This is a genomic window from Streptomyces spiralis, from assembly GCF_014654675.1.
Lineage (GTDB): Bacteria > Actinomycetota > Actinomycetes > Streptomycetales > Streptomycetaceae > Streptomyces > Streptomyces spiralis.
Window position 1 is genome coordinate 812 of record NZ_BNBC01000050.1, and the last position, 14,442, is coordinate 15,253.

A 14,442-nucleotide genomic window follows, 5' to 3' on the forward strand; every position below is an offset into this window, starting at 1 on the left:
GGCGTCCTCGGGCTTTTCACTCCTTTGCGTCCTTTGCGAGGAGTCCGTTCGACCGATTGGTCAATACACGGTCAAAAGTTGGCCCGGCTTCCCTGACCCGGTGTTCACTCCCGCGCCATCATGGCTCCGCCACCGCGCCGCCCGTCCGGCGGGGCGTCCCAGGCCGTACGACGCACAGACGATCCTGCCCGGAAGGTGAAGCCGCATGGCCAGCAGGGGAAGACGAGCAACGATACGGAGCCTCGGGGCGCTGGCCGGCGCCGCGGCTCTCACCGTCCTGGGAGCGGCCGCCCCCGGCCGGGCCGCCGCTCCCACCGGCCACCACGGCCACGGATCGACGGCCACGCCCATCAAGCACGTGGTCGTCCTCTTCGACGAGAACATCTCCTTCGACCACTACTTCGCCACGTACCCGAAGGCCGCCAACACCGACGGCACGCGGTTCACGGCGTCGAAGAGGACCCCCAGGGACATCGACACCCTCGCCCACGCCGGGCTGCTGGAGGAGAACCCCAACCAGTACGCGCCCCGGCGGCTCGGTCCGGCCCAGGCCGTGACCTGCGACCAGAACCACTCCTACGGGCCCGAGCAGTACGCCTACAACGGCGGCGAAGCCGACCGGTTCGTGCAGAACACCGAGGTCGACAAGTGCAGCGGCGGCCTGTTCGGCGAGCCCGGCCTGGTCATGGACTACTACGACGGCAACACCGTCACCGCGATGTGGAACTACGCCCAGCACTACGCCCTGAGCGACCGTTCCTACAGCTCCACCTACGGGCCGTCCACCCCCGGCGCCATCAACCTGGTCTCCGGCCAGACGCACGGGATCATCTCGGTCGACCCGGCCTCCGGCACGGAGAACCCCCGGCAGACCTCCACGCCCGACCCCTACACCGTCAAGTCGCCCGACGCCAACGGCGTGGGCACGATGATCAACGACCCGGACCCCGCCTTCGACGACTGCTCCGGCAAGAACCACACCAGCAGCAACGCCCTGGGCGTGATGACGGGCCGCAACATCGGCGACCTGCTCAACGACCGCCAGGTCAGCTGGGGTTGGTTCCAGGGCGGCTTCCGCCCCTCCACCGCGTGGAGCGGCAACCAGGGCGAGTACGCCCGGTGCGACACCGCGCACGCCAACGTCGGCGGCGCCCAGGTCGTCGACTACAGCCCGCACCACAACCCGTTCGCCTACTACAAGTCGACGGCCAACCCGCACCACCTGCCGCCCAAGGATGTCGCCGAGATCGGCCACGACGGCCAGGCCAACCACAACTACGACCTGACCGACTTCTCCGCCGCGCTGAAGGCGGGCAAGCTGCCGTCCGTCAGCTTCGTCAAGGCGCCCTCCTACCAGGACGGCCACGCCGGATACTCCGACCCGATCGACGAGCAGCACTTCCTCGTCGAGCAGATCAACGCGATCCAGAGTTCGCCGCAGTGGAGGTCCACCGCCGTCGTCATCGCCTACGACGACTCCGACGGCTGGTACGACCACGCGTACGTCGCACCGCGCAACGGCTCCACCGACACCGCGCTCGGCTCCAACGGCAAGGCCACCGACAGCCCCGCCTGCCAGGCCGGCCCCCGGGCGTCCGGCGGCTACCAGGACCGCTGCGGCCCCGGCACCCGGCAGCCGCTGCTGGTGATCTCGCCGTACAGCAAGGTCGACAAGGTCGACCACACGCAGACCGACCAGACGTCGGTCCTCCGCTTCATCGAGGACAACTGGCACACCGGGCGCATCGGCGACCACTCCTTCGACGCCGCCGCGGGCACGATCACGGGGATGTTCGACTTCCGCCACCCCAACTGCAAGCAGGTGCTGCTGAACGCCGACGGCTCGGTGCGGTCCGTGGGCCCGATCCGTGACGTGGCGCCGGTCGCCACCTCCATCACCCCCGGCCCGGCCCTGCAGAACACGGCCGCGACGACCGATGCCTCCTCCTTCCCGGCCGTGCCGATCGGCATCGCCGCGGGCGCCCTGCTGGCCGCCGGCGCCACGGGCACGTACCTCTCCCGGCGTCGCAGGAACCGGGGCACGGCCTGAGATCCTCCCGACGGACAGGGGCCGCGCCGTCGGTGACGGCGCGGACCCTGCCGCGTGCAAGGTTCTGAGTCAGGCCCGGACCGGCAGTGTTGCGCAGTTGGCCTGGGCCGGCTTGCCGGCGAGGCGGTCGGTCAGCCAGGAGACCGCCGCGCCCTGGTCGGCGAGCAGGGGCGCGAAGTGGTTGAGCAGGGGGCTGATGACGTTCGGCAGGACGACCGGCTGGTAGGTGACGTCGGCGCCCTTGCGGCACCAGTCGACGGCGAGCTGCCGGGCCTGGGCGTGCGGGACGAGGTTGTCGCTGGTGCCGGTGGCCAGCCGCACCGGACCGGCCGGCTTCAGCCTGCCGATGCGCTGGGTGTCGAGGAAGTCCCGGAGGGCGGGCGTGGAGCGGATGATGTCGCTGACGGACCGCCCGTCGGTCGTCCACCGCGTGCTCCTGGCGTAGCCGTAGTGGAGGATCGCGTCGCCCACGCACATGGTCGACAGGTCCTTCAGAGCGGCCTTGCCGGCGGCGTTGAGGTGCGCGTCGGCGATCGGCCGCAGGTCCGGGTCGGTCTGGAGGAAGCCGTTGAGGGACCAGCCGATGGCGCCGGCCAGTTCACTGCCGTCGATGGCCTTGGTGACCTCGGTCAGGTCGGCGGGCGGCGCACCGGCGTAGGTGCCCGCGAGGGCCACGTCGGGGGCGTAGGAGGGCTGGAGTTCGGCGGCGGCCGCGGTGGCGCCGCCGCCCTGGCTGTAGCCGAAGAGCCCGACGGGCGAGGCCGCGGTGACCGAGGCGCCCCGCACTTCACGGCCGGCGCGGGCCGCGTCGAGGACGGCGTGGGCCTCGTCGACCCGGTCGACGTAGGTGTGCAGCCGGTCGGTGGCCCCCAGGCCGACGTAGTCGGTGACCACGACGGCGGCACCTCTGGAGAGCAGCCGGTAGACCGACAGGTCCTCGTAACCGACCGACACCGTCCGGCCGTTGAAGGACACCGGGTGCTCCAGGGCCATGGAGGCCGCGCACTGGTCGCCCTGGCCCATGGTGCCGGGAGCGACGACGACCAGGGGGCGCGCACCGGCGCCCGGCCAGTGCGCCGCCGGTTCGATGTAGGCGCCGGTGACGGCGACCGGCCGGCCGCCGGCGTCGGTCGACTTGTACATCACCCGGGTGGCCCGGCCCGGGAGGGGCCCGTTCATGCCGGGCAGGCTGAGGGCGAGCGGGAGCGGCTCGCTGCGGATCAGGGTGCCGTCGGCGCCCGGCAGTTCGGCGGGCGGGGTGTAGAACGCCGGGATGGTGACACCCCGGGACACCACGGGTGCGGACGCCGTGGCCGCGGTGGCAGGGGTGGCGGCAAGGGCCTGGACGCCGAGGCACGAGGCAGCGGTGACCGCTGCGGCGAGCAGATGTCTGCGCGCGGGCATGGGGAACCTCCTGGGATGCGGCCGAGCAGGAGAGACCGCCTCGTGCCGGGACGGCGGACGTCGCCCGGTCCGGGCACGAGGGCAGGACGGCGTGAGGCGGCACGGTCGTCCGCCGGCTTCCTCACGCGGGTGGGGAGTGAGCTGACGAGACCGTACCCACCGGCTGTTACCGCCGGTACCGGCCGGTAGGTTACGGTTCAGTAATTTGACTCAGCGTCCAATAAGGGGGCGATTTCCGTGACAGGGCGTCGGAGCGGGGCCCGAACGCCCGCCGCTCACCAGGCCATTTCGTCGATCAGCAGGGTCATGTCCGGCTCCGGGGCCCGGCCCAGGGTCTGCTCCGCCCAGATCACCTTGCCGTGCGCCACATAGCGGGTGCCCCACCGGTCCGCGAACTGGGAGACCAGGAACAGCCCGCGGCCGCCCTCGTCGGTGGTCGCCGCGCGCCGCAGCCGGGGAGAGGTGTTGCTGCCGTCCGAGACCTCGCAGACCAGGGTGCGGCCCAGCAGGATCCTGACCCGCACCGGCGGCGCGCCGTAGCGGATCGCGTTGGTGAGGAGCTCGCTGAGGATCAGCTCGGTGGCGAAGGACACCTCCTCCAGCTCCCAGTCCACCAGCCGGCGGCTCACCTCCGTCCGCACCCGGGAGACCGCGCCGGCCTCGAAGGGCACGTCCCAGACCGCCACCTGGGACGGGTCCAGCAGCCGGGTCCGGGCCACGAGCAGGGCGACGTCGTCGCTGGGGTGCTGCGGCAGCATCGTCTCCATCAGGGCCCGGCACGTCTCCTCCGGCGACCGGTCCGGATGGGCGACGGCCGCTCCGAGGATCCGCAGCCCCTCGTCGATGTCCCGTCCGCGGTCCTCGACCAGACCGTCCGTGAACAGCACCAGCCGGCTGCCCTCCGACAGGTCCAGCTCGCCCGCCTCGAACGGATGCCCGCCCACCCCCAGCGGCGGCGACAGGGGCAGATCCGGGAAGGTCACGCGGCCCGAGGGGTCCACCACGGCCGGGGCCACATGCCCGGCCCGGGAGACGGTGCAGCGTCCGCCCACCGGGTCGTAGATGGCGTACAGGCAGGTCGCTCCGGTGACCCGCGACCCCTCGCCGTCCGCCGCATCGGCCTGGGTGTCCAGACGGGTCACCATCTCGTCGAGATGGCCCAGCAGCTCCTCCGCGGGCAGGTCCAGCGAGGAGAAGTTCAGCACGGCCGTCCGCAGCCGGCCCATCGTCACCGCCGCGTGCAGCCCGTGACCCACCACGTCCCCGACCACGAGCGCCACCCGGAACCCCGGCAGCGGGATCACGTCGAACCAGTCGCCGCCCACACCCGACTGCGCCGGCAGATAGCGCCACGCCACCTCCAGAGCGTCCTGCTCCGGAAGGTCCCGGGGCAGCAGGCTGCGCTGCAGGGTCACGGCCATCTCGTGCTCGCGGGAGTAGCGGCGCGCGTTGTCGATCGCGACGGCCGCGCGGGCCACCAGCTCCTCGGCCACCGCGACGTCCTCGTCGTCGAACCGGGCCGCCCCGGCCACCCGCCAGAAGTTGACCATGCCGAGCACCACACCCCGCGCCCGCAGCGGCACCGTGATCAGCGAATGGATGCCGGCGGCCAGCACCCGGCGCGCGCCCTCCGGATCCTGCGCCCGCCAGTCCCGGGCGGTCTCGAGGTCCGGCACCAGCACGGCCTTGCCGCGGCGCAGCGCCGCCACCATCGGCGTGTCCGCCACCACGAACTGGATCGAGTCTCCGACCGGTTGCAGCGGATCGCCCGGAAGCGACCCGTGCAGCGCGGTGCGGCGCATCCGGTTCACGGCACCCGTGGGCTCCTCGCCGTGCAGCACGGCGTCCAGGAGCTCCACGGTGACGACGTCCGCCATCCGCGGGACCGCCACCTCGGCGAGCTCCTGCGCGGTGCGCGGCACGTCCAGCGTCCTGCCGATCCGCACCCCGGCCTCGTACAGCAGAGTCAGGCGCCCCCGCGCCATCTCGGCCCGGCCGGACAGGGCCTGCAACTCCGTGGTGTCCCGGAAGCTGGCCACCAGGCCCTGCGCGCCGCCGTACGGCGCGGTGCGCCGCGTGTTGACCGCCAGCAGCCGGTCGCCGGCCGGGCACACCACGTCGGAGGCGGCCTCGCCCGACACCAGCAGCCGCGTCATCTCCTCGCCCAGCCCCAGCTCCGTGACATGCCGCCGGCCGGCGTCCGGCGGCAGGCCCAGCAGCCGGTGCGCCTCGTCGTTGGCGAGCAGCAGCCGGCCGTCGGCACCCACGATCAGCACACCCTCGCGCACCGCGTGCAGCACGGCGTCGTGGTGCTCGTACATCCGGGTCATCTCGGCCGGGCCGAGCCCGTGGGTCTGGCGACGCAGCCGCCTGCTGACGAGGGCGGTGCCCCCGGTGGCCAGCGCCAGGGCGAGGGCCGCCGAACCCAGCACCATCGGCACCTGCTGGTCCAGCAGATGCCCCACGTTCTCGATCTTGATCCCGGCCGTGACCACGCCGACCACGCGCCGGCTCGCGTCCATCACGGGCACCACCGCCCGCACGGCGTCGGACGGCTTGCCGCGGAAGGTGTCGGTGAACGTCTCGCCCATGGCGGCCCGGCCGATGTCCTGCGCCGTGGTGCCGATCAGCTGCGGCTGCGTGTCGGCGAGCCGCACGCCCCGCGGGTCCAGCACGGAGATGAAGTCGACGCCGGACCCGGCCTGCGCGTGCATGACCGACGGCTGCAGCGCCCTCGTCGGATCGGACGACTGGAGCGCCGTCGCCGTGCCGGGCGCGTGCGCGAACGCCTCCGCGACGGCCAGTGACCGCTCCCTGGCACTGTTCTCACCGTCGTAGCGCCCCTGCAGCACGAGTGCGGCCGCGGCCGCCGCGATGAGCACCAGGACCACGATGACCTGGAGCAGGAACACCTGCGCAGCGAGCGTGCGCAGGCTCCAGGACGGCGACAGGCGGCGTCCGGGGAACCGCCACAGGCGACGGGACGGATCAGCGGACCGCCGACCGCCCGGCGGCGGTGCCGCTTTCGACCGGGATCGGCGGGTGCGTCCGATCATGTTCCCAGTTCTAACACCGCGCTTGACGCAGGGGCGACCTGGGAAGCTGCTGCTCCGCCCAGATCGTCTTGCCCGAGCTGGTGTACCGGGTGCCCCAGCGCTGGGCGACCTGGGCGACCAGGAACAGGCCCCGTCCGCCCTCGTCCGTGCCGAGCGCCCGCCTCATGTGCGGGGAGGTGTTGCTCGCGTCGGAGACCTCGCAGATCAGGGTGCGCTCATGGATGAGACGCAGCCCGATCGGGCCGCACGCGTGCCGGATGGCGTTGGTGAGCAGCTCGCTGACGATCAGTTCCGTGGTGAAGACCATGTCGTCCAGCCCCCACCGCGACAGCTGCCCGGTGACGTTCTCCCGGGCCACACGCACGGCCGAGGGGTCGGTGGGCACCTCCCAGGAGGCCACGCGGTCGGCGCTGAGCACATGGGTGCGGGCGATGAGGAAGGCCACGTCGTCCCGCGGCCGGTCCGGCAGCAGGGTGCGGACCATGATGTCGCAGATCTCCTCCAGGGGGCGGTCCGGGTGGGCGAGGGTGAAGCACAGGCGCTCCATCCCGACGTCCACGTCCCGGTCCGACGCCTCGATCAGCCCGTCCGTGTAGAGGGCGATGACGCTGCCCTCCTCCACGGCCACCTCGGCCGACTCGAACGGCAGGCCGCCCAGTCCGAGCGGCGGCCCCGCGGGGATGTCGGGGAACTCCACGGGTTCGGTCAGATGGGCGATCGCGGGGCTCGGGTGCCCGGCGCGAGCCACGACGATCTTGCGAGCGATCGGGTCGTACACCGCGTACACGCAGGTCGCCCCGATCACCATCGGCTCCTGGGCGGCCGCCTCCGCTTCGTCGGACAGGCGTACGACCAGGTCGTCGACGCGTGCCAGCACCTCGTCCGGAGGCAGATCCAGGTCGGCCAGGGTCTGCACGGCGGCCCGCAGCCGCCCCATGCTGGCCGCCGCATGGAGCCCGTGGCCGACCACGTCGCCCACCACCAGCGCGACCCTGGCACCGGAGAGCGGGATGACGTCGAACCAGTCCCCGCCCACCCCCGACTCCGCGTCGGCCGGCAGATAGCGGTAGGCCACCTCGACGGCGGTGTGCTCGGGCAGGGCGAGCGGCAGCAGGCTCGTCTGCAGGGTGAGCGCCGCCTGGTGCTCGCGGGCGAAGCGCCGGGCGTTGTCCACGCACATGGCGGCCCGCCCCACCAGGTCCTCGACCAGGAGCAGATCGTCCTCGTCGAACGGATCGGGGTTCTTCCAGCGCAGCAGCGTGACCACGCCCATCGTGGTGCCGCGGGCCCGCAGTGGGACGACCAGATGCGTGTGCACACCGAGCCGGAACATCTTCTCCCAGCGCTGGGCGTCGTGGGCGAGCCAGGGCGTCCAGGTGCCGACGATCTCCCGCAGGGGCTTTCCGGTGGCCAGACACCGCCTCTGCGGAGACAGGTCCGGGTACCGGGTGGGCTCGCCGACCCGGACGATCACCTCCGGCTGGTCCTCCTTGATGGAGCGATGGACCGCGCGCCGCAGTGTGTCCGCGTCGCTCGGCGCCCCGGCGTCCGGGGTCTTCGTCGCGTGGACGGCGTCGAGGAGGTCGATGGCCGCGAAGTCGGCGACCTGCGGGACGAGAACCTCGGCCAGCTCCTGCACCGTGCGGTCGAGGTCCAGGGTGGTCCCGATGTGATCGGTGGCCGCGTTCAGCAGCGCCAGCCGCTCGCGTGCCGGGTCCTGTCCGGTCAGGTCGAGAGCGGCGTAGCAGATGCCCAGCGTGCGGCCCGCGCCGTCCCGCAGCGGGAAGAAGGAACGCAGCCTGGAACGCCCCTGCCCCCCTGTGTCCGCCGCCGCGTGGCGGGGCGGGGTGTGTTCGAGGGTCACCTGGCACTGACCGGAGAGCAGCACCTGCCTCGCCTGCCGGGTCACCACGGAGGACTCCCTCGCCGTGGCGACCAGGGCCCGCAGGGTGTTCTCGTCGCGGGCGCCCCCCTCGGCCGCCGCGGTCCCCGCGGATCCGGCGCCTTCCCCGGTGTACGGGGCCCCGGCGGCTTCGGCGGCGGTGTCGTCCATGCCGGCCAGCGCGCGGTTGGCCCACCGGTAGCGCAGCTGGGTGTCCAGCACCGCGACCCCGAGCGGCGACTGATCCAGCAGGGCGCGCGCCACCGCCTCGTACATCTCGTGCCGGCGCCGTCGCACCGCGTCGCATCCGAGGACGAGCCAGTCGCTGCCGTCGGGCGCACCGGTGCCGCCCGCACCGCTGAGCCGGCACACCCGCACGGCCAGCCGCACGGCTCCGTCCGAGCGGTGGCGGACGGTGATCACTCCGGCCCAGGCGCGGTCGATGCCCCGCAGGAACTCCGGTACGGCGGCCGGGTCGCCGTACACCAGCAGGGATCCCGCGGGACGGCCCAGTACAGCACGGGCAGGGTGGCCGATGAGCTCCTCGGCTCCCCGGCTCCAGTGGACGATCAGTCCCTCGGCGTCTATCACCGCCACGGCCGTGGAGGCGATGTCGAACGGATCGCCCGGACCCGCACTGCTCGCCACGCCGCTGACGCCCATGCCTTCATCCCCATCCACGGGCAGGACCCCCAGGGACATTTTCCCATCGGGGACCGGGTCCCGCGCCCGGAGCGGCTCGGGGCGGACTCGCGGCCGGAACGGGCCCGCTACGCCTGCCGGCCCAGCGCGGCCAGCGCCTCGTCCGTGAGCCGGTAGACCGTCCACTCGTCCTGCGGACGGGCGCCCATCGCCTCGTAGAAGTCGATCGCCGGACGGTTCCAGTTCAGGACCGACCACTCCAGACGCTCGTAGCCGCGCGCCACGCAGATGCGGGCCAGCTCCGTCAGCAGGGCCCGGCCGTGGCCGCCGCCGCGGGCCTCGGGGCGGACGTACAGGTCCTCCAGGTAGATGCCGTGCACACCCCGCCAGGTGGAGAAGTTGAGGAACCACAGGGCGAAGCCCACGACCTCGCCGTCCGGGCCCTCCGCGACATGCGCGTAGGCCGCCGGGCGCTGTCCGAACAGCGCCTCCGCGAGCTGCTCCGGCGTCGCCCGCGCCTCGTCGGGCGCCTTCTCGTACTCGGCGAGTTCGCGGATCAGGGTGTGGATGACGGGGACGTCTGCGGAGGTCGCGGCGCGGATCATGGGCGCAGTCTCACACACCGCGATCGGAGGGCACCGGCCGGGTCCGCGGGCGCCTTCCGGTGTGCGTGACGCCGTCCGTCCGGTGCGAGTGGTCTCGTCCGTCCGGGTGTGCGTGAACGCGGCCGTACAACCCCTCGACCGGTCGGGGTGTCTTCTCCACCGAAGGGGAAGAACCGGACGTTCCCCGGCAATCCGACCGCACTTCCAGGGGGAAGAAGATGAGTGTGACGCGCACTCTCACCCGCCGTGGCCCGGCCGCGGCGCTCGCGCTCGTTACGGCGGCCGTCCTCGGGGCCGGTGCCGCCGGCTCCTCGAGCGCGGCCCCGGCCGCCGCGCCGCAGACACGGCAGATCGCCTCCTCGGTCCTCGGCGGCGACTACAAGTTCACCCTGACCGCGGTGCGTTCCGCGGGCGACCGGTACGCCGCCTCGGTGCGCCTTCAGGTCTACACGCGCACCGACGGCGGCGCCTGGAAGGAGTCGGACCGTGCGACGGTGGGTGCCGTGGACGGCTGGTTCTGGTATCCGCTCACCGGAAGGGGCGCCGTCTGCCGGTTCTCGACCTCCGCCGCCGAGCCCGCGCCGGTCGATGTGAGCCTGCTGGTCACGCCGTCCATCGGCTGCTCCCAGCCGCAGCACTTCGTGGTCGAGCAGGGCAGGATCCACGTCGGCTGAACCCGTGACGCGCGCGGGCGGGGCGGCGGCTTCGAGCCGTCGCCCCGCCGGTGACGGAACGGGGGGAACGCCGTCGGGTGTCAGGCCGCGGGCGCCGGGTAGGTCGGGTACTCCACCCCGGAGACGTACTGGACGACCCGGATGACCTGGCAGGAGTAGCCGAACTCGTTGTCGTACCAGAGGTAGAGGATGGCGTTGTCGCCCTCGACCTTGGTGGCGCCTGCGTCGACGATCGAGGCGTGGCGCGAGCCGATGAAGTCGCTGGAGACCGCGTCGGGCGCCGTGATGAAGTCGATCTGGCGCTTGAGCGGCGAGGTCAGCGAGACGCCGCGGAGGTAGTCGAGGACGTCCTCGCGGGTGGTCTCACGGGCCAGCTGCAGGTTGAGGATGGCGATCGAGACGTCCGGCACCGGGACGCGGATCGAGCTGCCGGTGATCCTCGCCTTGAGGTCGGGCAGCGCCTTGGCGACGGCGGAGGCCGCGCCGGTCTCGGTGATGACCATGTTCAGCGGCGCGGACCGGCCGCGGCGCTCGGACTTGTGGTAGTTGTCCAGCAGGTTCTGGTCGTTGGTGAACGAGTGGACGGTCTCCACGTGGCCGCGCAGCACGCCGTACTCGTCGTCCATCGCCTTCAGCGGCGGCACGATCGCGTTGGTGGTGCAGGAGGCGCAGGACAGGATCCGCTCGTCCGGCTTGACGGTGTCGTGGTTGACGCCGTGCACGATGTTCGGGACGTCGCCCTTGCCGGGCGCGGTCAGGACGACCTTGTCGATGCCCGGGCGCAGGTGCTTGGACAGGCCCTCGCGGTCACGCCACTTGCCGGTGTTGTCGATGAGGATGGCGTCCTTGATGCCGTACGCCGTGTAGTCCACCTGCGTCGGGTCGTCGGCGTAGATGACCTTGATCGCGTTGCCGTTGGCGACGATCGTGCTGGTGGCCTCGTCGACGGTGATCGTGCCCTGGAACTGGCCGTGGATGGAGTCGCGGCGCAGCAGCGAGGCGCGCTTGACGATGTCGTCTGCGGCCCGCTGACCGCCCCCGCGCACCACGATCGCGCGCAGCCGCAGGCCGTTGCCGGAGCCGGCCTTCTCGATGAGCAGGCGGGCGACGAGGCGGCCGATGCGGCCGAAGCCGTAGAGGACGACGTCGCGTCCCTCACCGCGCTCGATCTTGCCCTCGCCCGTGGCGCCGGCGACGGCCTCGGCGGTGAACTGCTCCACCGACAGGCCGCGGTCGTCGCTCCGGTACGTCGCGGCCAGCATGCCGATGTCGATCTGCGACGGCCCGAGGTCCAGCGTGGTCAGGGCCCGCACGAAGGGGAGCGTCTCGGTGACCGAGAGCTCCTCACCGGCGATCTGGCGGGCGAAGCGGTGGGTCTTGAGGATGCTCACCACCGACTTGTTCACCAGGGAGCGGCTGTGCAGCAGAACGGTCACGTCCCGCTCCCGGTGGAGCTTCCCGATCATCGGGATCATCGACTCCGCGATTTCCTCGCGGTTCTTCCAGTTGGTGAACGAGTCGTCGTTGACAGTCACAGATCTATCTTTCGAGCTAGGCGGCGCTCATATGTTAACCACATGACATGTTGATCACCCAAGCGGCGGTCGCCGAAGTCCCCTTCGGGTGCTATGTCGTGGGTGCAAAACGGGCCGGAACGGTCATCGGTGCCAAAGGTTTGTCACCCTCGTCCACCGTGCGTTAAGAAAGCGCCAACGACCGAGCAAGAGGTGGGGGAGGGGCCCGTGACACGGCCAGAGGTGCCTGGGGAGTTTCTGGAGGCCTACACCCGGATCCTGGCCGATGTCTGCGTCACCGGCCGCCGGCTGACCCGGGACGAACTGGAGTCCCTGCGGGCCCAGGGGAAACGGGCGGCGGAGGCCGGACACGAACTGCGGACCCTGGTCCGCCGCCACCTCGCCGAGGCCCGGGCGTTCTCGCCCGCACTGGCCGCCGCCGGGGTCGAACGCGTCCTGGCCGCCGTCGAACAGGCCATCGATGCCTTCGCCGAGGGCCACGAGCGGGCGCAGCGGCTGGCCATGCGCCAGGAGGAGGCCGACCGCCGGGAGTTCATCGACGACCTCCTCTACGGCCGCAGCGACCTCGGGCGGCTGGCCGAACGCGCCGAACGCTACGGACTGCTCTTCTCCCGCGCCCACGCGGTGGCCGTCGCCGAGGGCCGGCAACCCGTGGACGACACCCACCCGGCCACCCGGCGCGTGGAGACCGCCCTGCTCGGCCGCTTCGGGGAGCGCCGCATCCTGCTCACGACCAAGGACGGGCGGCTGGTCTGCGTCGCCCCGGGCGACCAGGACGACGTCCTCGCCTTCTTCGCCAAGCACGCCTACGCGGCCACCGACGGAGGCCGGGTCGCCATCGGACGCCCCCACTCGGGCGCCGGGGGAGTGGTCCACTCCTACGAAGAGGCCCTCAACGCCCTCGAACTCGCCGGCCGCCTCGACCTCCACGAGCCGGTGCTGCGCGCCGCGGAGCTCCTCGTCTACCCGGTCCTGACCCGTGACCGTCAGGCGATGGCCGACCTCGTCCGCGACACCCTGGGACCGCTGCGCGGCGCGCGGGGCGGCGCCCGGCCGCTCCTGGACACCCTCACCGCGTACTTCGACGCCGGCTGCACGGCCGCCGAGGCGGCGCGCCGCCTCGGTCTGAGCATCCGCGCCTTCACCTACCGCCTGGAACGCATCCACAAGCTCACCGGCGCCGACCCGGCGGACCCCGTGCACCGGTACACCCTCCAGACGGCGGTGATCGGCGCCCGCCTCCTCGGCTGGCCCGAGGCCGACGTGTGACCCACCGGGCCCGGCGCCACCGGCACTGCCACCGGCACCGGCACCGGCACCGGCACCGTTCACCCCACCGCCCCGCACAAGAGGCGGCCCCGGGTGCGGCGTGTGAGTCTGGTGCGGGGACGGACGCCCCCGGAGCAGGGCGAACGCATGCCCTGGCCGCCCACACGTCTCCCAGCAGGAGCTGGACCGTCTCCAGGAGAGGCCGAGCACATGAGCGTCGACATCAGCGGCACCACCCCCGTCGACCAGGAGTCCCAGGACGCCCGCGAACGGGCCGGCTTCGACGAGATCCACATCCTCTGGATCTCCGAGGGCATGAGCTGCGACGGCGACACCGTCTCCATCACCGCGTCGGACCAGCCCGCCATCGAGGACATCGTGCTCGGACTCGTCCCCGGGCTGCCCAAGGTGCACCTGCACAACAAGGTGCTCTCGCCGAGTCTGGGCGGCGAGGACTTCCTCGCCCCCTACCGGGCGGCGGCCCGCGGCGACCTCACGCCGTTCATCCTCGTCATCGAGGGCTCGGTCCCCAACCAGAACATCATCGAGGGCGGCGGCTACTGGACCTCCTTCGGCAACGACCCCGAGACGGGAGAGCCGCTCACCCTCAACTGGTGGATCGACCGGCTCGCCCCGAGGGCCTGGGCGGTCGTCGCGGCCGGCACCTGCGCAGCGTACGGCGGCATCCACGCCATGGCGGGCAACGCCACCGGCTCCATGGGCCTCGCGGACTACCTGGGCTGGGACTTCACGTCGCAGGGCGGCCTGCCCGTCGTCAACGTGCCCGGCTGCCCGGTCCAGCCCGAGAACTTCATGGAGACCCTGACCTGGGTGCTCCACCACGCCGCGGGCTCGGCGCCGCCCCCGCCGCTGGACGAGATGCTGCGCCCGCAGTGGCTGTTCGGCAGGACCGTCCACGAGGGCTGCGACCGGGCCGCCTACTACGAGCAGGCCGACTTCGCCAGGGACTACAACTCGCCCAAGTGTCAGGTGAAGGTGGGCTGCTGGGGCCCGGTGGTGAACTGCAACGTGCCCAAGCGCGGCTGGATGGCGGGCATCGGCGGCTGCCCGAACGTCGGCGGCATCTGCATCGGCTGCACCATGCCCGCCTTCCCCGACGCCTTCATGCCCTTCATGGACGAGCCCACGGGCGGCAGCCTGTCCTCCGTCCTCATCAAGCCCTACGGCGCCTTCGTCCGGCGGCTGCGCGGCATCACCAGCATGGCCGTCAACAAGGAACCGAAGTGGCGCCACAACGAGGAAGAGCTGACCAGCGGCTACGACCCGCACTGGCGAGCCTGAACAGCGAAGCGAGCCCCGAGGAG

9 protein-coding genes are annotated in these 14,442 nt (G+C 72.2%); 4 read left to right on the plus strand and 5 right to left on the minus strand.

Annotation, left to right across the window (positions count from 1 at the left end; translation table 11 throughout):
- Nucleotides 1–205 precede the first annotated feature (205 nt).
- Complete coding sequence (locus IE318_RS35805; RefSeq protein ID WP_189907073.1) at nucleotides 206–2,050, plus strand: phospholipase C; 1,845 nt, start codon at nucleotides 206–208, stop codon at nucleotides 2,048–2,050.
- Nucleotides 2,051–2,119: 69 nt separating this feature from the next.
- On the opposite strand, the gene IE318_RS35810 is transcribed toward IE318_RS35805, so the two are convergent.
- The 4 genes from IE318_RS35810 to IE318_RS35825 form a co-directional block, all read right to left on the minus strand.
- Nucleotides 2,120–3,454, minus strand: a complete 1,335-nt coding sequence (locus tag IE318_RS35810) for a lipase family protein (RefSeq protein WP_189907075.1) — start codon at nucleotides 3,452–3,454, stop codon at nucleotides 2,120–2,122.
- 275 nt (nucleotides 3,455–3,729) lie between these two features.
- The gene (locus IE318_RS35815; protein ID WP_189907077.1) at nucleotides 3,730–6,510 is read right to left on the minus strand and encodes a SpoIIE family protein phosphatase; all 2,781 of its coding nucleotides are present in this window, start codon (nucleotides 6,508–6,510) and stop codon (nucleotides 3,730–3,732) included.
- A gap of 10 nt (nucleotides 6,511–6,520) precedes the next feature.
- Nucleotides 6,521–9,055, minus strand: a complete 2,535-nt coding sequence (locus tag IE318_RS35820; RefSeq protein WP_189907079.1) for a SpoIIE family protein phosphatase — start codon at nucleotides 9,053–9,055, stop codon at nucleotides 6,521–6,523.
- Between the two features lie 107 nt (nucleotides 9,056–9,162).
- Nucleotides 9,163–9,639 carry a GNAT family N-acetyltransferase gene (locus IE318_RS35825; RefSeq protein ID WP_189907081.1) on the minus strand — a complete coding sequence of 159 codons (477 nt, stop codon included), beginning with the start codon at nucleotides 9,637–9,639 and terminating at the stop codon, nucleotides 9,163–9,165.
- 218 nt (nucleotides 9,640–9,857) lie between these two features.
- Between IE318_RS35825 and IE318_RS35830 the strand changes: the two genes are divergently transcribed.
- The gene (locus IE318_RS35830) at nucleotides 9,858–10,313 is read left to right on the plus strand and encodes a hypothetical protein (protein WP_189907083.1); all 456 of its coding nucleotides are present in this window, start codon (nucleotides 9,858–9,860) and stop codon (nucleotides 10,311–10,313) included.
- A gap of 80 nt (nucleotides 10,314–10,393) precedes the next feature.
- Here IE318_RS35830 and IE318_RS35835 read toward each other — a convergent pair whose 3' ends face one another.
- The gene (locus IE318_RS35835; RefSeq protein WP_189907085.1) at nucleotides 10,394–11,848 is read right to left on the minus strand and encodes a glyceraldehyde-3-phosphate dehydrogenase; all 1,455 of its coding nucleotides are present in this window, start codon (nucleotides 11,846–11,848) and stop codon (nucleotides 10,394–10,396) included.
- A 207-nt stretch (nucleotides 11,849–12,055) separates the two neighbouring features.
- Between IE318_RS35835 and IE318_RS35840 the strand changes: the two genes are divergently transcribed.
- Nucleotides 12,056–13,117, plus strand: coding sequence for a PucR family transcriptional regulator (locus IE318_RS35840; RefSeq protein ID WP_229903976.1), 1,062 nt, complete (start codon nucleotides 12,056–12,058; stop codon nucleotides 13,115–13,117).
- A gap of 210 nt (nucleotides 13,118–13,327) precedes the next feature.
- A complete protein-coding gene (locus IE318_RS35845; protein WP_189907090.1) occupies nucleotides 13,328–14,419 on the plus strand; it encodes an NADH-quinone oxidoreductase subunit B family protein in 1,092 nt (363 codons plus the stop codon).
- Nucleotides 14,420–14,442: the final 23 nt, after the last annotated feature.

Bases quoted from the DNA above. Each gene is read 5' to 3' on its own strand.
- IE318_RS35825 (WP_189907081.1), bottom strand. From the start codon at position 9,639: ATGATCCGCGCCGCGACCTCCGCAGACGTCCCCGTCATCCACACCCTG.
- IE318_RS35845 (WP_189907090.1), top strand. From the start codon at position 13,328: ATGAGCGTCGACATCAGCGGCACCACCCCCGTCGACCAGGAGTCCCAG.
- IE318_RS35815 (WP_189907077.1), bottom strand. From the start codon at position 6,510: ATGATCGGACGCACCCGCCGATCCCGGTCGAAAGCGGCACCGCCGCCG.
- IE318_RS35820 (WP_189907079.1), bottom strand. From the start codon at position 9,055: ATGGGCGTCAGCGGCGTGGCGAGCAGTGCGGGTCCGGGCGATCCGTTC.
- IE318_RS35830 (WP_189907083.1), top strand. From the start codon at position 9,858: ATGAGTGTGACGCGCACTCTCACCCGCCGTGGCCCGGCCGCGGCGCTC.
- IE318_RS35810 (WP_189907075.1), bottom strand. From the start codon at position 3,454: ATGCCCGCGCGCAGACATCTGCTCGCCGCAGCGGTCACCGCTGCCTCG.
- IE318_RS35805 (WP_189907073.1), top strand. From the start codon at position 206: ATGGCCAGCAGGGGAAGACGAGCAACGATACGGAGCCTCGGGGCGCTG.